This window comes from Komagataeibacter melaceti (assembly GCF_003403295.1).
GTDB lineage: Bacteria > Pseudomonadota > Alphaproteobacteria > Acetobacterales > Acetobacteraceae > Komagataeibacter > Komagataeibacter melaceti.
On record NZ_QUWV01000149.1, the window covers coordinates 44,148 to 62,841 of the forward strand.

Below are 18,694 nucleotides of genomic sequence, written 5' to 3' on the forward strand. Positions count from 1 at the left end.
ATGCCCCACAAGAAGCCCCTCATACTGGCTGGCGGTACCGTTGTGCTGCTGGTCGCCGCCGCATGGACCGCCGACCGCCTCATATCGGGCAACGGCACCGATGAATATACCAACGACGCCTACGTCACCGCCGATTTCACCACCGTCGCCCCCAAGGTGCCCGGCCGTATCGACCGCGTGATCGCGCAGGATAACGAAGCCGTCCACCCCGGCGAGGAACTGGCCCATATCGAGGATGACGACTACCGCGCCGCCCTTGAGACCGCCCACGGCGCGGCGGTGGCGGCACAGGGTGATGTCACGAACCTTGAGGCCGAGCTTGTCCGACAGGTCGCGCTGATCGCACAGGCCCGCGCCACCGTGGCGGCAGACCAGGCGCAGCTTGTCTTTGCCCGGCAGAACGCCCGGCGCTACCGCAACCTGTCGGCCGATGGCTCGGGCACGCTGGAGCAGAATCAGGACAGCGCCGCCCGCCTGGCGGAAGCGCAGGCCCGCCTTGACCGTGACAACGCCGCCGTCGATGCCGAAACCGACCAGATGGACGTGCTGCGCGCCCGCCTGCTGCATGCCCGTGGCGCGCTGGAACAGGCGCGCGGGCAGGAACATCAGGCGGCCCTGAACCTGTCCTACTGCACCATTCCCGCCCCGGTTGAGGGCGTGGTGGGCGAACGTGGCGTGCGTGTGGGGGCATATGTGCATGCGGGCACCGCGCTGCTGGCGGTGGTGCCCACGCAGGCGGCCTATGTGCTGGCCAATTTTCAGGAAACGCAGCTTACCCATGTGCGCACCGGCCAGCGCGCGACCATATGGGTCGATACCTTTCCCGGCCACCCGCTGCACGCCCATGTGGACAGCCTTGCCCCGGCCACCGGCGTCGCCTTCGCCCCGATCCAGCCCGACAACGCCACCGGCAACTTTACCAAGGTGGTGCAGCGCATCCCGGTCAAGCTGGTGTTCGACCCCGGGCAGAAACTGGCCGCCCTTGTCCGTGTCGGCATGTCGGTCGAGGCACGGATAGACACCCTGACCCCGCCCGATGGCCCCCACGCGACGGAGGCCCGGTATGCCTGGCAGTAACCCCCCGGCGCGCGGCGGCCTGCGCGCGCTGCTCTGTCTGGGCATGGTGGCGGGGCTGGCCACCACCGGCTGCACGGTCGGCCCGACCTATCACCGCAAGCCCCAGCCCGCCCCCGCCGCGTGGCATGACAGCCTGCCGCCCGCCAGCGCCCATGTGGTGGACACCACCATCAGCGCCGAATGGTGGACCATTTTCAACGATCCCACGCTGACCGCGCTGGAAGCCGAGGTCGCGCGTGACAACCTGGACCTGAAGGCGGCTTCGTGGCGGTTCGCGCAGAGCATGGCCGAACGGCGCATTGCCAGTTCCGCGCAGTTCCCCCATGCCGAGGCCAATGCCTCCTACGCCCGTGAACGCGCCAGCACCAACGGCATACTGGGCCTGCTGGGCACCATGGAATCGCGTGAGGCGGGCACCGTCGCCAGCGGCACGCAGGGCTTCGGGCCGACCGCCCTGCCCGGCTCGGTGGGCAACCCGTCATTCAACCTGCCGCAATATGGCATGAACGCCTCGTGGGAAGTGGACCTGTGGGGCCATGTGCGCCGGCAGGTGGAAGCCGCCACCGCCGCCATGCGCGCCACCGAGGACATGCGGCGCGGGCTGCTTGTCTCGCTCATGGCCGAAGCCGCGCAGGATTACCTTGACCTGCGCGGGGTGCAGGCGCGCATCGTCATCGTGCAGCGCAATATCGAACTGGCCGCCCACACCCTGCGCCTGACCACGCGCAGGCTGGAGGAAGGGGCCGCGACCCGCATGGACGTGGCCGATGCCTCCGGCCAGTACGAGGAATTCCGCTCCCGCCTGCCGGTGTTGCAGGATCAGGAAACGCACCTGATAAACGCGCTGAGCTTTCTGGTCGCGCGTGAGCCGGGGGCGCTGAAACAGGCGCTGGGTCAGGGCACGGACGTGCCGCCGGTGCCTGACGAGATTCCTGCGGGCCTGCCCTCCGCCCTGGCCGAGCGCAGGCCGGACATCCGCATGGCGGAAGAACGGCTGCACGCCGCCACCGCCAGCATTGGCGTGGCCATTGCCGATTTCTTCCCGCGCGTGACGCTGTCGGGCAGTCTGGACGTGCAGGCCCTTCAGTTCAGCGGGCTGGGAAGCTGGGCCTCGCGCCAGTACGGCTTTGGCCCGACCGCCACCTTCCCCATATTCGAGGGTGGTCGCCTGACCGGCCAGCTCCGCCTGCGCAAGGCACAGCAGAAGGAAGCCGCCATCGCCCTGCAACGCACGGTGCTCAAGGCATGGCAGGAAATTGACGATGCAATGGCCGATCTCTCATCGGCCCAGAACCAGCGCGACCGGCTGGCCGCCGCCGTGGCGCAGAACCAGCTTGCCGTCACCACCGCCCAGCGCCAGTACACCGAAGGCTCGGCCGCCTTCCTCAACGTGCTGGAAATGCAGGACCGGCTGCTTGATACCCAGTCCCGCCTGATCGTGGCCAACGTGGCGGTCTCCACCGCCGTAACCCACCTGTACCGCGCACTTGGCGGCGGGTGGGAAAGCCGCTACCCCCTGCCGCCCGCGCGTAAGAAAAAGCACTGACCACACGGGGCGGGTCATTCCACGCCCGCCTCCATCGCCGCGAGGCAGGCGGTCACGGTGCGGCTGATCCCGTCCAGACAGGCCAGCACATCAAGCAGCCTGCCATTGCCGGGGTCGGCCCGCTCCATCCGCGCCACCCGCCCGCGCGCGACCCGCACCACGGCCACACCGCGCGGACTTACGGGCCGGTAGCGCACCAGCAGCCGCAATAGCGTGGTGATGACATCGGCCACCGCATCGCGCCGCTGCCGCTTGAGTTCACGCAGCAGCAAGATGTCCAGCCCCACGGCGGAGAACAGCAGCATGAGCCGGATGCCCCGCCCCGCCGCCGCGTCATGTTCCTGCGCGGCATGGCGCACCATGCGCCCGATCCGGTCAAGGCTGGTCCCGATCCACCATTGCGGCGTGGGCGAAAGCGGGACAAGGCACAGCCGCCGCAGCTCACCACGGATGTAAGCCCCGAAACGCTGGCGCTCATCACGCGCGCGAAACGGCAGGACAAGCCGGAACACCAGCACGCTCAGCCCCACGGCCAGCACGGTATGCAGGGCGTTGTTGAAGAAGGCGACCTCATCCACCCGGCTCTGGTTGCCGGGCATGAGCAGGTTGGGCATGAGCAGCCCGTAGGCCGCCGCAGCCCCCGCCGTGCCCCGGCTGCACTTGGCCAGCCCGCCCACGAACAGGAACAGGCCAAGGGCGAAGGCGAATTCCTCATAATCACTCAGGTAGGGCACGATCAGCAGGTCAAGGCAGCCCGCCGCCACGGCGGACCACACCGCACCGGACAGGAAGCGGATCGTGCCCACGACCGGGTTCTCCCGCGTGGCGAACAGCCCGCACACAAGGGTTGTGATGGCGATGAACCCCATCCCGCCCGGCCATGCCGTCACCTCGTACACCAAAGCCGCCAGCATGATCGCGGCCGCCCCGCGCAGGCCGTTGTAAAGTGCCAGCCGCAGGTCACGGTGCCCACCCAGATGGAAATGGAAACGGTCATGCGGCGGCGGCTGGAAAATGGCATCGCAATGCTCCAGCGCGCTCAGCATGTCCGCCATGGTGGCGGCAAGGACGCCGTGGGTGATGCGCGCCATCTCCTGCGTGCCGCGGGCCGCGCGCTGGCCGAACAGCACATGCAGGTGTGCAACCTGCGCGCGCAGCTCCGCCAGTGCGTCACCCTTCAGCCGGATGGCGGAAAGCCGCGCGCACAGGTGCAGAAGCTGGCCCCGCGTATCGGCAAACGCGCCATCGCCCGCCAGCAGCGCCCGCTCCGCCCCGCCGGACAGCCCGACAAGGCGGGTGACAAGGATGGAGACCTCCGCCAGCACCGCGCGGGCATGATCCCCCGCCCGCGCCTGCCGCCCCATTTCAATGGCCAGGAATTCCAGCCCCTGATGGACCGAGACGATCATGTGCGAGAACTCACCGGCATGAACCAGCGCATCACGTTCATGCAGCACGATCTCGCGCAACAGACCGCCAAGCTGGTGCAGCACGTCCTCCATCCGCGCCACTAGCATGCCGCGTGCGCGCGCGGACAGGTTGAGCGTGAACACCATGGCCATACCTGCCTCACACACCACGCCCAGCACGATATAGGTCGCGCGCGAGATCGCGATGAAAAAGACATTATCCGGCTGCGAGGCCGCCGCGACCGCAATGATCGAACACGTATAGCCCGACAGCACGAACGCATAGGAACGGAAGTTGAGGCTGAACGTGGCAAGGAAGCTGCACAGCCCGATCCACATGGCCACGGCTGGAAAGAACAGCCACGACTGCTGCGGAAAGGCGGCGATGAACACGACCGCCGCGACCGCGCCAACCAGCGTGCCCACAATGCGCCACCGCGCCTTGGACATGCTTTCCCCACGGCGGAGCTGCGCAACGGACCACACGGTGGCCACCGCCCATTGCGGGCTGTCCAGTTCCATCCATAATGCAATGGCCAGCGCAACCAGCGATGCCACGGTGTTGCGGGCTGCGAAACCCACCGCCTGCGGGGTGGGGCAGAACAGCCAGCGCAGCATCCGCGCATCCACGGGCCAGCGCGTCATGACCACGCGCCCGTAGCGCGATATATCCATATATTCCTGCCCGTCACGGGTTGGCGGACACGTTTTCCATCCCCCCCGGCGCGGCTTTCCGCCCCGTCCGGGTTATATTGTGGCCCGGTTATTTCCGGGTTGTTTCCGCCTTCTCGTACGGGCGGTAACGCGCGGTCCACACCGCGGCTTTCAGTGCGGCTTCCACCGCGTCGGGTGCGGCCTGCGGGGCCACGCCTTCCGCCTGCCCCTGCGCAATGACGGCGCGCGCCACGGCCATGGCCACAAGGCGCAGGTCGGACACGGGCGGCAGCAGCGGCGCGGGATGGGCATCATCATGTCCCGCCGCGGGCGAGAGGCCCGCCAGCGCATGGGCGGCGGCCAGCAGCATGCCATCGGTCATGCGCGTGATGCCGCCGACCACCACCGCCAGCCCCACACCGGGAAAGACGTAGGAATTGTTGATCTGGTCCACCGGGCGGCTGGTACCCGCGTAGCTGACCGGGGCGAACGGCCCGCCGGTGCCGATCAGGGCGCGGCCTTGGGTCCATTCCAGCAGGTCCTGCGGCATGGCCTCGATATTGGCGGTGGGATTGGACAGGGCGAATATGACCGGGCGGGCCGACTGTGCCGCCATGGGGGCCACGATGTCATGGGTAAAGGCCCCGCCCTGCCCCGATGTGCCGATCAGCGTGGTGGGGCGGACATTCGCCATCACCTCGGCCAGTGTTACATGTGCCGGGTCGGCCACCTTCCAGCCCGACGCCACATCGGCAGGCTGGGCGAAGGGGCGCTGGCCATCCGTCATGCCCGCCATGCCCTCACGCACAAGGCCGTCAATATCAATCATGAAGAACCGGCGGCGCGCGTCCTCCGCCGTCATGCCCTCGGCCACCATCATCTGCGCCAGCAGGTCGGCAATGCCGCAACCCGCCCCGCCCGCGCCAAAAATGACGATCCGCTGTGCGGCCAGCGGTGCCGCCCCCGCCCTGATCGCCGCCAGCAGCGCGCCCGTCGTGACGGCGGCGGTGCCCTGTATGTCATCGTTATAGGTGCACATGCGCGTACGGTAGCGGCCCAGTATGCGCAGCGCGTCGGTGCCGGACAGGTCCTCCCAGTGCAGGGCGACATTGGGCCAGCGCGCATCCACGGCGGCGACGAATTCGGCAATGAACGCATCATAATCCGCGCCACGCACGCGCGCATGCCGCCAGCCGATATATTCCGGGTCTTCCAGCAGGGCGGTATTGTCCGTGCCCACATCCAGCAGGATGGGCAGCGCACGCGCCGGGTCCAGCCCGCCGCATGCGGTATAGAGCGAGAGCTTGCCAATGGGGATGCCCATGCCGTTCGCCCCCTGGTCCCCGATGCCAAGGATGCTGCCGCCATCACTGGCCACGATCACGCGCACGTTGTCCCACCGGGGATGGGACAGGATTTCCGCAATGCGCCCCCTGTCCGCATAGCTCAGGAACAGGCCGCGCGGGCGGGTCCAGATATGGCTGAACTCACGGCAGGCCCGGCCGATCGCGGGGGTGTAGATGATGGGCAGCCATGCTTCCAGCGCCTGATCGATGATCGCGTAGAAAAGCGTTTCATTCCTGTCCTGGATTTCGCGCAGCGCAATATGGCGCGCAAAATTGTCCGGCAGGGCGGCCAGCCTTGCGCGGGCGAGGTCAACCTGTTCCTCCAGCGTGGCGACACGGGCGGGCAGCAGGCCATGCAGCCCGAACAGGTCGCGTTCGCGCGCATCAAAGGCGTTTCCCTTGTTCAGCACAGGACAGTCCAGCAATTCCCGGCCCGCCACGGCAATCTGGAGGGAGGTCGTACCAATGGACTGATCTGTATCCGACATAAGAACCCGATATTGAAATAACAGTTGAAGAACCCGCAGGATACGGATTCGCACATCTTCGTGTAGGGTATGCGATTGCACGCCAACCGTACGCCACACGCAATCTTGGAATGAGCGCATGCCCGATGAAATCAGTGACCTGAAGTTTTTCTGCATCCTTGCGGCAGCGGGCAGCATCGCGGGCTGCGCGCGTGCCATGGGCATGTCACCCGCCGCGATGAGCCGGCGGCTCAGCGCGATGGAGGGGCGCCTTGGCACCCGTCTGGTCACGCGTACGTCGCGCCATTTCGCCCTGACGGCGGAGGGCCTGCGCCTGCATGAAAACGCCGTGCGCATCATGCAGGAAGTGGAGGAAGCGGAAGCCGAGCTGACAGCGCGCGCGGGTATTCCGCACGGGCTGCTGCGCGTGGGCGTGCCATCGGAAATCGGGCGCAAGCTGCTGGCCGGTGTCGTGGCGAACTTCGTGGAGCAGTATCCCGAGGTGACCGTGCACCTGACCCTGTCCGATGCCGGGCTGGATGTTATTGATGACGGGCTGGACATCGCCATCCGCCCCGGCATGCCATCCGATCAGGAGGTCATGACCACCAGCCTGATCAACAGCCGCCGCGTTGTCTGCGCCTCGCCCGATTACAGTGCGCGCAAGGGGCTGCCCGCAACGCCGCATGACCTGCTCAAGCATGACTGCATCTGCCTGATCCGGCGGCAGCGCATCTTCAATGAATGGGTCTATTCCGATGGCAAGAGCCGCAAGGAGGTCCATGTCACGCCCCGCCTCGCCACATCCAGCAGCGAGGTGGTGCATGACTGGGCGGTAAGTGGCCAGGGCATTGCGCTGAAAGTGTTGTGGGACATTGCCGATGACCTGAAATGCGGCAGGCTGATCGAATGTCTCAGCGCCTACAGGTGGGAGGACGTGACGCTGTACGCGGTCTATCCATCACGCGCGCACCTGCCCTCCCGCACGCGGTTCTTCCTTGATTTTGTCCGCCGCGAACTGCGCCAGAACTATTTTGGCGCATGATCGCGGCGGTCATTCAGGCCGCGAGATCAAGCCCGCGCACCACCTGCGCCGCCCGGGCCATGAGGGCGGGCATGTCCACACCCGGTATCTGGCCATCCACCACCACATGACGGCCCGCGGCGAAGACATGCCGCACATCCGCCGCCCCCGACACCACCGGCGCCAGAAGCGGGTCATGCAGCCCGGCATGGCGGGGCTGGTCCACCCCGTGCACCACCAGGTCGGCCGCCATGCCCTCACGCACGGTGCCGACGGCATCCAGCCCCAGCACCTTCGCCCCGCCTGCGGTAGCCCAGTGGATCACATCCTCGCTCGTGACGCTGGCGGGGCCGTTGATGGCGCGGTGGATCATCCACGCCGCGTGCATTTCGGCCCCCATGTCACATGCCTCGTTGGAGGCCGCACCATCCACCGCCAGTGAGACACGGCCCCCCGCGCGCATCATGGCGGGCGCGGGCGCTATGCCCGAACCAAGGCGGCAGTTGCTTTGCGGGCAGTGCGCCATGCCGGTTCCGGTACTGGCCAGCAGGGCGATTTCCTCCGCATCCAGATGCACGAGATGGGCGTACCATACATCCGGCCCGGTCCAGCCATGTTCGGCCACGAACTGCACGGGGCGCATGCCGTAGCGTTCCATGCAGAAGGTGACGTAATTCACCGTCTCGGACAGGTGGGAATGTAGCCCGATCCCCATGTCGCGCGCGGCCTGGGCCGATACCCGCAGTTCATCGGGCGTCATGCCCCATGTGGGGGTATTGGGGGCAAGTACCACGCGGCGCATGGCGTCCGGCGCGGGGTCGTTATACCGCGCGGCAAGGTCGCCCACCCGGCGCAGCATCGTGTCCAGATCCTCGTTCGGGCTGGGGATGATGTCATCCGTGTCCAGCCTGCGGCTCTGGGTGGTACCGCCGCGCGCCAGCACGAAGCGCAGGCCCATCCGCCCCGCCGTATCGAACAGCACATGCGCGGGGTCATAGCGGTAACTGTCAGCAAACAGGTAATGGTGGTCGGCCACCGTGGTGCAGCCTGACAGCAGCAGTTCCGCCATGCCCACGCTGGCGGCGGTGGCCAGCGCCGTCTCGTCAATACGGCTCCAGTAGGTGGAGGGCACAAGCCGCAGCCATGTTTCCAGCGGTGCATCAATGGCGGTGGGAACGCCCTTGAGCATGCTCTGGAACAGGTGGTGATGGGTGCAGACCAGCCCGGGCGTGATCACCCCGCCTTTTGCATCCACCGTGACCTCGCCGGGTTGGGGCGCGATCTCGCCAATACCGGCGATGACGCCGTCCCTTATGTGCACATCCCCCCTGCGGCGGGCCAGCGTGTCGCGCTGGCCCGTCAGGATGCCCGATGCGTTACGGATGACAATATTGGTCTGGTTCATTACAGGCAGCATCCCGATCCATCATGCATGGTCCGCCCCTTATGCCTTGGGTGCGTAGTTGGCCTTGATCCGCTCATCGAGGTAATCCTGCGCGGTGATGGGCGCGTATTTCTTCTGCGGGCCCTGAATGATGGCGTCACGGTTGGCCTGACAGAAAAACGGCAGCGACAGGCGCGGGCCGAGATATTCATCCCGCCGGGGCATGCGCACCCGGTGCAGCGTGGACTTGAGGCGGTCATCGCTCCAGCGCATCAGCATGTCACCGATATTGCAGGTCACGGCCCCGCGCACGGGCGGCACGTCGGTCCATGCCGGGTTTTCCGCGTCCTTGCCGGGGCAGACCTGCAGCCCGCCCTGCCCGGGGCGCTGGTGCAGGAGGGTCAGGCAGTCAAAGTCGGAATGGGCGCCAGCGCGCCAGAACTCGAAATCCGCATCCGTGGCGTCTTCCATGCTCATGTAATGGATCAGCCGCAGCGTGCTCTGGTAATGGGGCGATGCGGGTTCATGGTTACGGGTAAAGAAATCCGCGTCAAACCCCAGCTTGATGGCGAAGCAGGACAGGATCTTCATGCCCAGCTCCCAGTTCTGGTGCTCAAAGCGGCGCATGCGCGCCTGGAAGCCGGGCAGTTCGCTTTCATCGGGCCAGATATTTTCCATGTCCGACATGGTGATCTGGTAGGATTCCTTGTTATCGGGCGTGCCGGTGGAGGGGCGGACCTGCGCGCGGTATTCCCACCCGGCATTGGACCCCGGCCTGCGGCGGAAGCGTTCCTTTTCCGGCATGGGCAGGCCAAAGAACTCCCACGCGGTGGCGAAGGCGGCGTCCACATCGGCTTCGGGTATGCCGTGGTTCAGCACCTGGAAAAAGCCGACCCGCGTTGCCGCGTCCCACAGGGCATCAGCAATCTCGGCCTTGCGGTTTTCGTAATCGGACAGGTCGATCTGGGGCACGGCGCGGGAAACACAGGTGCCCGTGCCGCCGATCGTGGCTTCACGGTTGAGTTCTTCCAGCGCATAGGGTGCGTGGGCGGTCATGGATGGGCGGGACATGCGGTATCCTCCGGTCAGAATATCTCTGTGCGGGGCATGACGGGCAGAACATGAAAAACCGGGGCCTGATCGCATTGCGATGGCCCGGAAACGGCAACTGTTTTTTCAGGGAATGTCTTGCACGGCAGCGGCCCACTAATCAGGAAACAGATTGGTGTGGAGCAATGCCCAGGATCAGGTCCAGACCGCTTCTACTCGCCCGCCAAGAACATCATGAACGGATATTTTCAGTCAAGGTAAAAAAGCATCACGGCAACCATACCGTGCAGCACGTGCCCTGCCCCGGCGTGCTGGACAGTTCCAGCCTGCCGCCGTGGCGGTCCACGATATGGCGGACAATGGAAAGCCCCAGCCCCGTGCCCTGGTCGTTGCCGTTGCGCACGCTGGCCTGCGGCACGCGGTAGAAGCGTTCCGTCAGGCGCGGCAGGTGATGGGCCTCGATGCCGGGGCCATTGTCGCGCACGTACAGGCGCAGCTCGCCCGTGTCTTCCCACGCCGCCCCGATCTCGATCCGCGCGGTGGCGGGCGGCAGGGGGCGGCCGTAACGGCAGGCGTTCTCGCACAGGTTGACCAGCACCTGCAGTATCTGGTCGGCATCGCCACGCAGGATGCCGGGCGGGGCGGGATGGATGATGATGTCGGCCCGGTCCTCCGCCGGTCGGCCCTGCAGTTCATCATGCAGGCGGGCGAACAGGTCGGCCACCCGTATCTGGCCCTGCGGGCGCTGGTGTTCGAGCATCTGCACGCGCGACAGGTAGAGCAGCCGGTCAATCAGGCGCTGCATGCGCGCGGCCTGCCGGGACATGATGCCGAGGAATTTCTGCCGCGCCGCCGCGTCATTCGCCGCCGGGCCCTGCAATGTCTCGATAAAGCCGCTCAGGGCCGCCAGTGGCGTGCGCAGTTCGTGGCTGGCATGGGCCACGAAGTCGCTGCGGGTGCGGTCCAGCATCTCGCGGTCGGTGGCGTCAAACAGTACGACGCCACAGGCAGGCCGCCCCTGCCACTGCCCCACCCGGACAAAAGCCTGCACCACGCGGCGCACCGGCACGTCGGTCTCGATCCTGACCTCCCCCACCTTGCCGGGCGGGAGTTCGGCCACGGCGCGCTGCAGGCTGGGCTGGCGGATCATGGTGCCCAGCCCCTCGGCAAACTGGGCCTGCGCGCCGGCGTTGACATGCAGCAGCCGCCCGCTGCGGCCCAGCACCACCAGCGCCACGGGCAGGTCATCCACCAGCATGGTGTTCTCATCCTCGGCGCTGGCCGGGTCGGCCTGCACGCGCGCGGGGGATGGAGGCAGGAGACCGCCCGCCCCGCTCCGGCGCATGAACAGGCCGGTCCCGCTCACACCCACCACAAAACCGATACCCAACAGAACCAGCGCCGACACGCCCAACCTCCCCCATAGCGGCCTGCCCCACGGGATGGCACGCCCCGTGCCGGGAGGCTACAGGCGCGGAGGAAAGATCGCTATTTTGAAATATAATTATAATTTGTGCGCCGCAAAATTAATATAATTATGTATTGTTTGACAATTCAATAATTTTAACCTAAACGCCAAGACATAATAAAAAAAACAATGGCGGCCAAAATCATGACCCATCCTGTCTTTCCTATTCCAGCGCACATCATGGCACCTGTCGTTACCGGCAGTGTCGCGGGCCAGCTTCGCAGCTAGGTCCCGCCCCCTTCTCGCTGGCATTCCCGCCGTGTCTTCACGCCCGCCCTTACCGGACCGGGCCGCAAGAAAACCAACCGACATGAAAAGACAGACCCGGCACGCCTGCATCAGGCGCATGCGCTATTCGTTTCCTCATACCTATGGCTGGCTGCTGCTCATGGGCGCGGCTGCGCTGCCCGTGGGCCAGACATCGGCCCAGACCGTGGAACCCGGCGGGAATGCCGTGCCCTCCCTCGTATCGGATGGCGCGGTCCCGGCCATGCCGTCGGCCAGCATGCCGCAGCGGCCGCAGCTGCTCGTGCAGCTGGATGCGGAACGTCTCGGCCCCACGCCGCAGGCCATCCGCCGCCCCCCCAACACGCCCATCCCGCCAAGCGGGGTGCCGGTTTACCCGTCCGCCGGGCTGGCGACGCAGAGTATCGCCCCGGTCAGCAGCCCCGGTAACAGCAAGGCGTTCCACAAGATCGAACTCGATGCGCTCACCACGCATGAAGGCCCGTCCGCCCTGCTGCCCGCATGGATCGACGCCCTGCATGACAGTGACCTTGAGGACCCGTATTACGTGCCCACCGCAGGCAGCGGCCACCTGGTCCCGCAGCTCATGCCGCTGCGTAAGAAGCTGCTCGACCACGGCGTGAGCTTTGCCTTCACCTACAAGGGCGAGGCCATGGGCGTGATCAATGGCGGCGTGGAACGCGGCATGAGCTACGTGCATGAACTGACGGCGCAGGTGAACTTCGACCTGGAGAAAATGGCGGGGATTACTGGCTGGTCGGTCCATACGCTGGTCATGGAACGCGCGGGCCACGCGGTCAGCCACGACCGGGTGGGCGAATATTACGTCAACCTGCAGGAAGTGTACGGCCTGTCGGGCAACGTGGTCGCGCATCTGGTTGATTTCTATGCGGAAAAGAAACTGCTGGGCAACCAGATGGATGTGACCTTCGGCCGCATGGCGCTGACGCATGTGTTCGCCACATCGCCCCTGCTGTGCTCGTTCATGGTCACGTGCTCGGCCCCCGTGGCGCTGAAGCTGGACCCCGGTTTCAGCGTGTACCCAAAGGCCACATGGGGCAGCCGTATCCGCATGCGCCCGACACGTGACACGGCCATCCAGTTCGGTGCCTATTCGGTCAGCGCCCTGTCCGACAACCCCAGCGGCTGGGCATGGGGCAGCGAGAAGGCGACCGGACTCATGCTGCCGATCGAGTTCACATGGCAGCCCTTCCTGACCCGTAACCGCCTGCCGGGGCACTATGTTGTGGGCTACGCGCATGACACCACGCGCTACCCCGACCAGATCGGCATTGGCCTGCCCGCAGCCCTGGTGCCCGCAGCGGGGCGGCAGCGCTCGGCGCCGATGGACATGTTCTGGTTTGAAGGCGACCAGATGGTCTATCGCCGGGGCGGACGTAACCAGATGGCGGGCGGGTACCTGATGGCGGGCTATATCCACAACACCCCGCATGTCACCTCCATCTCGGATCAGGCCTATGGGGGGCTGTCCTTCGCCGGGGTGATCCCGTCGCGCGTGACCGACCGGCTGGGCATCATGTATTCGTGGTATCATGTCAGTGACCGCAAGGCCGCCGGGCAGATCCTGCGCTATGATGCCGGGTATTCGCTGGGCACCGCCGTGCGCGGGCCGCAGACCAATTCCCACATCATAGAAGCCTATTACGCCATTGACGCGACACCGGGCATACTGGTGCAGCCCGAATTCGAATACATGATCCACCCCGGCGAAACCCGGCACATTCCCGATGCGGCGCTGGTCGGGCTGAAGCTGATCGCCAACCTTTAGGCCGCTGTTTTCCTGCCTTCCGCCCGCCCCGCATTTTCCTGATGCGGGGCGGTTTTTCATGTACGGAACCCATGAGAATGAGAATTTGTTGCATTTAAACCACAGCAAGTGAGAAACCATTTCGTGATATTGCGAATGATTATCACAACGGTTAGGCATTGGGTGCAATTAAGAGGCTTTTGCAACAATGTCAGACAAAACCATCCGCCACAGACTCAGGCCCTTTTCGCTACTGACCGCCAGCATGGCACTGGCATGCGTGACATCTGGCGCGCACGCGGCACAGGACTCCTCACCCTCCCTTTCCACCAGCGATAACCAGGTCACGCCGCAGGATAGTGACGCAACGAACCCGCTCGATCATGATTCCGACCATTCGCATGACGTGACCCACGTCACCGCCTCCCCCATGAACGTGCTGCATGAATCCATCGGGCTGAGCCGCATGCCGCAGGACGCCATGCACACGCCCCAGAACGTGAACGTGGTGCCGCAGGTGCTCATGCAGCAGCAGAATGTGAAATCACTGGATGAGGCCCTGAAGAACGTGCCGGGCATTACCGCGTCGGTGGGTGAAGGCGAAGGCGGGATGGCGGGTGACCAGTTCCTGATCCGTGGATTTGCCGCCCAGAATGACATTTATGAAAACGGGTTGCGGGATTTTGGCGTCTATACCCGCGACAGCTTCGATTACGACCATGTCTCGGTCATCAAGGGGCCGTCATCGGAAGTATTCGGTAACGGCACCACCGGCGGCGCGATCAACATCGTGACCAAGACCCCCCACCTTGGCAACAGCTATCAGGCCAGCTTTTCGGGCGGGAGCGGGTCGTACTATCGTGGCACGCTGGATGTGAACCAGCAGTTGACCAACTCCATCGCCTTCCGCCTGACGGGCATGGGCAATGAAAACGACGTGGTGGGGCGTGACCGCATCTATTCCCACCGCTGGGGCATTGCGCCATCACTGGCGTTCGGGCTGGGCAAGAAGGTCTCGTTCGTTCTGGAATACTTCCACCAGAACGATAACCGCATTCCCGATTACGGCGTGCCGGTCGTCTATTCATCGTCCACCGCCATCGGGCGGCCGGTTACGGAATATGGTGTCAAGCGCACCAACTGGTACGGCACCACCTATGACCGTGACAACAGCAGCGATGACATGATTACCGGGCGGCTGACGGCAAAGGTCAACCCGATCCTGACGCTGTATAACGACATGCGCGGGGGCATCTACCACCGCTACTTCTCCGCATCGCAGGAAGCCTGTTCGAACATGACGCCGGGGACTGCGGCTTACAACAACAACGTCATCAACGGTTCCGCGCCTTCCGCCACGTGCCAGTCGGACTTCTTCTCCGCCGATCCCGCCAGCGCGCAGGTCGCGCGCAATGGCGGCGTTGGCGGGCCTGAACCCTACCGGCAGAGCGACTGGTCCATACAGGACGTGTTCTCCGGCGTGGCCCATCTCAGGACCGGGCGCTTCCGCCATGAAATCATTGGTGGTTTCGATATTGAATACGTGACCGACCACCGCCAGAACTATGCCTATGGCAGCAACCGCCCCAGCACCAGCCTGCTCGATCCCTCGCCTTACGTGCCCGGCCTGACACTGGGTAACTGCAACCAGTATCCCAACCGCCTGGTCAATATCGGCAATGGCGTAGGCCGCAAGTGCTACAAGGACAGTGATGCGCTGGATGTCGGCTTCTTCCTGTCCGATCAGGTCTGGCTAACCGATTACCTGTCCGTCAAGGCCGGGTTCCGCTGGGATAACTGGAACAGCCATTACAGCGCCACCGGCGGCAGCACCGCCACGCCCGACGTACATTACGGGCAGAACGAGACGACCATCAACCCGTCCGTCAGCATCATGTACACGCCACGCAGCAACCTCATGGTGTATTTCAACTGGTCGGAATCCACCACGCCGTTGAGCATGTATGTCACCAACAGTTCGGAACCCATGAACGCCAAGAGCGCAAGTGCCGCCCCCGAACGCAGCAGGCTGTATGAAGTCGGTGCGAAATACAGCGCCTTCCATGACCGCGTGGGCTTTACCGCCGCCCTGTTCCGGCTGGAGAAGGACAATTCGGTGCAGACCGACCCCACCACGGGCGATATCAGCGCCACCAGCGACCAGGAACGCAACCAGGGGCTTGAACTCAGCGCATCGGGCACGCTGCTGCCCAACTGGATGTTCTATGGCACCTACGCGCTGTATGACCCGACCATTACCAAGGCGGGTTCCACCTCATCCAAGCAGGGCGGCCAGATCCAGTACGTGCCCCATAACCAGGCCACCGCATGGACCAGCTACGAAATCGCCCCGCGCAAGCCGTGGAACATGACGCTGGGCGGCGGCATAACGTGGCGGCAGGGCGTGTGGCTGGACCAGGCCAATACCGCGCGCGTGCCCGCCACGGTGGAGTTCGACGCCATGGTCGCCCACCGTTTCAACGGCAACTGGAAAGTGGCCATGAATGCCTATAACCTTGATAACCGGCTGAATTACGGCAGCCTGTTCTCAAACCGCGTCACCCCCTCCGTCGGGCGTTCGTTCCTGTTCAACGTCTCGGCGCAGTACTGACCCTGTTACGCCCCACGCCAGCCAAGGCCATTTTCCATGCTGCTTCACATCCCCGCCCTGCTTACCGCCGATGAACTCAGCCACTGCCGCGCCATCCTGAACGGTGCGGAGTGGATTGATGGCCGCGAGACGGCGGGCGAGCAGTCGGCCAAGAGCAAGAACAACCTGCAACTGCCCCGTGATTCGGAAGCCTGCCGGACACTGGGCGAGGTGGTCCTGCGCGCGCTGGGGCGCAATGCCCTGTTCAACAGCGCGGTGCTGCCCTATCGGGTCAGCCCGCCGCTGTTCAACCGCTATGAAAACGGCATGAGCTTTGGCGCACATGTGGACAACGCCATCCGTGGCATACTGGCCGCGGGCATTCACACGCGCATCCGCACCGATGTCTCGTCCACCCTGTTCTTTGCCGACCCGGATGAATATGACGGGGGCGAACTGACCATCCACACAAACGGCAACGACCAGGCCATAAAGCTACCGGCAGGTGACATGGTGCTCTATCCCACCACGGCCCTGCACAGCGTGACACCGGTCACGCGCGGGAGCCGGGTGGCGGCCTTTTTCTGGTCGCAGTCCATGATTGCCGAGGAAAGCCGCAGGCAGGTCATGTTCGACCTGGACATGCAGGTCATGGCGCTGCGCGAACGGCTGGGGGACTTCGATCCCGCCGTGCTGTCACTGACCAATATTTACCATAATCTCATGCGCCAATGGTGCGTGCTGTAAGGTTTTTTTTGGCGCCCGAAAGGAATTATTTCGGCATTTCATAATATTTTACGTGCGTTCTGCATCCAATGTGTGTAGAAAGACTCTCACGGCTGGACTTTTCAGCTACGGACAAGATTTCAAAGCCTCGCTAAGCGGCCTTCTGGCATCCCCGATAAAACGAAAAGTCTTGATCCCGCGCATGTTCGTGTGGGGTGCCGGTTATTCAAGGAGGCCAGATATGGCCGCAGGAACAGTTAAATGGTTCAACGCCCAGAAGGGCTTTGGATTTATCCAGCCTGAAGATGGAAGCGCCGACGCTTTCGTCCACATCTCGGCAGTCGAGCAGGCCGGCCAGCAGACCCTGTCCGAGGGACAGGCCGTGACGTATGACCTCGAACGGGGCCGTAACGGCAAGTCTTCTGCAGTCAATCTTCGCATTGGCTGATAATCTCGGCAGGAACTCCGGTTCCTGCCGTTTTTATTTCTACGTACCTTTTCTTTTTCCGCCCGTCACCACAACGTCAGGCGCATCGCGCCACAGGGCCATGGCCCCCGTCCTCGGGCTGATCCTGTCCTGCCTGTCACCTGCTCCGGCATGGGCACAGCAGACCCCCGGCGGCTGGAACGGCAGCGTGGTCATTCCACCCGCGCCGAGCTTCCCTGCCGGCAGCACCCTGCCCTTCGCACCCGCGACCCCACATTTCGCGCCCCTGCCCACAGGTGGCATGCCCCCGGCCCCAACATGGCCATGGGAAAGCGAACACGCCCCCTTCCCCGATACACACCCGCGCGAGACACCGCCGCCTGATCGCTATCAGCGCGACTGGTCCGCCTTCCGCCAGCAGGAACGGCGTGTATTCGGGAACGGGACGCCCTAAGGCCCAGGGGCAGCCTTAAACCGCCCTTACGGCTGGCGCATATACGACTTCAGCCAATGGTGAAGACATCATGCATGTTCACGCCCGCGGCCGTATTCCATATGCGCGTGGACAGCGCGGTCGGCAGCGAAGATGCAAGCCGGACCAGCCCGACCTCCGGCGCGGCGCACGGGCCAAGCGGGCGCACCTGCAGGCGGGCATGGCCGGTATGGGTGGGGAGTGCTGCAACCGGCAGGATGCTGGCCAGACGCCCGGCCAGCAGTTCACCGTACAGCACTTCCAGCGAATTGGTTTCCAGCACGATACCGGGGCTTATCCCCGCCCCGCGAAAGGCGGCGTCCACAATCTGGCGCGAGCGCATTTCCGGCCCCAGCAGGCATAGCGGCAGGTCCGCAAGCGAACTCCAGTCCTGCCGCCCTGCTGGCAGCACCAGCGGTTCAGCCGCGACAAGCACGTGCTGCTCGGTATAGAGGGGCAGCGTGTCAAAGGGGCTGTCATCGGGTATCTGGTCCAGATAGACCAGACCAAGGTCAAGCTGCTGCTGGCGCAGGCGGTGGATGGTGTCGGCGCTGGAACCCATGCGCACCTGAATGTGCAGGCCGGGCACCGCCGTGCGAAAACTTTCAAGCAGTAGCGGGATGGTCTGCATGGCCGGTGGCATGAGGCCGATGGAAATCGTGCCGCCCGCCACTTCCTGCGCAAAGGCGGCTTCCTGCCGCAGTCCGTCCAGCGCCGCCAGTGTCTGGCGCGCCCATTCCAGAACGCGCTTGCCCTCATCCGTCAGGCCATTGAAGCGGCGCGTGCGCCGGATGATGGTAATGCCCAGTTCGGCTTCCATCTGCCGTATCGCCGCCGAAAGCGCGGGCTGCGACACACCGCAGCTTTCCGCCGCGCGGGAAAAATGCCGGTAGCGGTCCAGTGCTATGAGATATGTCAACTGCCGCAGAAACACGCCCTGATCACCCTGATTGAAATGCCCCCCTGCATATCGGACAGGCCGGACCTTAACCAGAGGCCTCTCCCCATGGCAGGGCACCCGTGCGGGGATGGCTGGGCCA

14 protein-coding genes are annotated in these 18,694 nt (G+C 64.7%); 8 read left to right on the top strand and 6 right to left on the bottom strand.

The window, feature by feature from the left end:
- Both DY926_RS14435 and DY926_RS14440 read left to right on the top strand, forming a co-directional pair.
- The gene (locus DY926_RS14435) at positions 1-1,077 is read left to right on the top strand and encodes an HlyD family secretion protein (protein WP_116704005.1); all 1,077 of its coding nucleotides are present in this window, start codon (positions 1-3) and stop codon (positions 1,075-1,077) included.
- Positions 1,064-2,623 carry an efflux transporter outer membrane subunit gene (locus DY926_RS14440; protein WP_116704006.1) on the top strand — a complete coding sequence of 520 codons (1,560 nt, stop codon included), beginning with the start codon at positions 1,064-1,066 and terminating at the stop codon, positions 2,621-2,623. Before DY926_RS14435 ends, DY926_RS14440 begins: the two co-directional genes overlap by 14 nt.
- Before the next feature lie 14 nt (positions 2,624-2,637).
- Here DY926_RS14440 and DY926_RS14445 read toward each other — a convergent pair whose 3' ends face one another.
- Positions 2,638-4,707, bottom strand: coding sequence for an FUSC family protein (locus DY926_RS14445; protein ID WP_116704007.1), 2,070 nt, complete (start codon positions 4,705-4,707; stop codon positions 2,638-2,640).
- 88 nt (positions 4,708-4,795) lie between these two features.
- A complete protein-coding gene (locus DY926_RS14450; protein WP_116704008.1) occupies positions 4,796-6,520 on the bottom strand; it encodes an NAD-dependent malic enzyme in 1,725 nt (574 codons plus the stop codon).
- Between the two features lie 118 nt (positions 6,521-6,638).
- On the opposite strand from DY926_RS14450, the gene DY926_RS14455 reads away from it, so the two are divergent.
- Complete coding sequence (locus DY926_RS14455) at positions 6,639-7,544, top strand: LysR family transcriptional regulator (RefSeq protein ID WP_116704009.1); 906 nt, start codon at positions 6,639-6,641, stop codon at positions 7,542-7,544.
- A 13-nt stretch (positions 7,545-7,557) separates the two neighbouring features.
- Here the strand turns inward: DY926_RS14455 and DY926_RS14460 are convergent, their stop codons facing one another.
- From DY926_RS14460 to DY926_RS14470, 3 genes are all read right to left on the bottom strand, one after another.
- Positions 7,558-8,928 carry an amidohydrolase family protein gene (locus tag DY926_RS14460; protein WP_116704022.1) on the bottom strand — a complete coding sequence of 457 codons (1,371 nt, stop codon included), beginning with the start codon at positions 8,926-8,928 and terminating at the stop codon, positions 7,558-7,560.
- A 39-nt stretch (positions 8,929-8,967) separates the two neighbouring features.
- Positions 8,968-9,978, bottom strand: coding sequence for an isopenicillin N synthase family dioxygenase (locus DY926_RS14465; protein ID WP_408886072.1), 1,011 nt, complete (start codon positions 9,976-9,978; stop codon positions 8,968-8,970).
- Positions 9,979-10,225: 247 nt separating this feature from the next.
- The gene (locus DY926_RS14470; RefSeq protein WP_241503245.1) at positions 10,226-11,365 is read right to left on the bottom strand and encodes a sensor histidine kinase; all 1,140 of its coding nucleotides are present in this window, start codon (positions 11,363-11,365) and stop codon (positions 10,226-10,228) included.
- A gap of 370 nt (positions 11,366-11,735) precedes the next feature.
- On the opposite strand from DY926_RS14470, the gene DY926_RS14475 reads away from it, so the two are divergent.
- From DY926_RS14475 to DY926_RS14495, 5 genes are all read left to right on the top strand, one after another.
- Positions 11,736-13,460: a carbohydrate porin gene (locus DY926_RS14475; RefSeq protein ID WP_116704010.1), complete on the top strand. Its 1,725-nt coding sequence runs from the start codon at positions 11,736-11,738 to the stop codon at positions 13,458-13,460.
- A 187-nt stretch (positions 13,461-13,647) separates the two neighbouring features.
- Entirely contained in the window at positions 13,648-16,050 is a 2,403-nt protein-coding gene (locus DY926_RS14480; protein ID WP_116704011.1) for a TonB-dependent receptor, read from the top strand.
- Positions 16,051-16,086: 36 nt separating this feature from the next.
- Positions 16,087-16,776: a Fe2+-dependent dioxygenase gene (locus DY926_RS14485; RefSeq protein ID WP_116704012.1), complete on the top strand. Its 690-nt coding sequence runs from the start codon at positions 16,087-16,089 to the stop codon at positions 16,774-16,776.
- Between the two features lie 220 nt (positions 16,777-16,996).
- Positions 16,997-17,203: a cold-shock protein gene (locus tag DY926_RS14490; RefSeq protein ID WP_025812654.1), complete on the top strand. Its 207-nt coding sequence runs from the start codon at positions 16,997-16,999 to the stop codon at positions 17,201-17,203.
- Positions 17,204-17,303: 100 nt separating this feature from the next.
- The gene (locus DY926_RS14495; RefSeq protein WP_116704013.1) at positions 17,304-17,636 is read left to right on the top strand and encodes a hypothetical protein; all 333 of its coding nucleotides are present in this window, start codon (positions 17,304-17,306) and stop codon (positions 17,634-17,636) included.
- A gap of 49 nt (positions 17,637-17,685) precedes the next feature.
- Here DY926_RS14495 and DY926_RS14500 read toward each other — a convergent pair whose 3' ends face one another.
- On the bottom strand, positions 17,686-18,588 hold the full coding sequence (locus tag DY926_RS14500) for a LysR family transcriptional regulator (RefSeq protein ID WP_186336186.1): 903 nt from the start codon (positions 18,586-18,588) through the stop codon (positions 17,686-17,688).
- Positions 18,589-18,694: the final 106 nt, after the last annotated feature.

Bases quoted from the DNA above. Each gene is read 5' to 3' on its own strand.
- DY926_RS14435 (WP_116704005.1), top strand. From the start codon at position 1: ATGCCCCACAAGAAGCCCCTCATACTGGCTGGCGGTACCGTTGTGCTG.
- DY926_RS14440 (WP_116704006.1), top strand. From the start codon at position 1,064: ATGCCTGGCAGTAACCCCCCGGCGCGCGGCGGCCTGCGCGCGCTGCTC.
- DY926_RS14445 (WP_116704007.1), bottom strand. From the start codon at position 4,707: ATGGATATATCGCGCTACGGGCGCGTGGTCATGACGCGCTGGCCCGTG.
- DY926_RS14450 (WP_116704008.1), bottom strand. From the start codon at position 6,520: ATGTCGGATACAGATCAGTCCATTGGTACGACCTCCCTCCAGATTGCC.
- DY926_RS14455 (WP_116704009.1), top strand. From the start codon at position 6,639: ATGCCCGATGAAATCAGTGACCTGAAGTTTTTCTGCATCCTTGCGGCA.
- DY926_RS14460 (WP_116704022.1), bottom strand. From the start codon at position 8,928: ATGAACCAGACCAATATTGTCATCCGTAACGCATCGGGCATCCTGACG.
- DY926_RS14465 (WP_408886072.1), bottom strand. From the start codon at position 9,978: ATGTCCCGCCCATCCATGACCGCCCACGCACCCTATGCGCTGGAAGAA.
- DY926_RS14475 (WP_116704010.1), top strand. From the start codon at position 11,736: ATGAAAAGACAGACCCGGCACGCCTGCATCAGGCGCATGCGCTATTCG.
- DY926_RS14480 (WP_116704011.1), top strand. From the start codon at position 13,648: ATGTCAGACAAAACCATCCGCCACAGACTCAGGCCCTTTTCGCTACTG.
- DY926_RS14485 (WP_116704012.1), top strand. From the start codon at position 16,087: ATGCTGCTTCACATCCCCGCCCTGCTTACCGCCGATGAACTCAGCCAC.
- DY926_RS14490 (WP_025812654.1), top strand. From the start codon at position 16,997: ATGGCCGCAGGAACAGTTAAATGGTTCAACGCCCAGAAGGGCTTTGGA.
- DY926_RS14495 (WP_116704013.1), top strand. From the start codon at position 17,304: ATGGCCCCCGTCCTCGGGCTGATCCTGTCCTGCCTGTCACCTGCTCCG.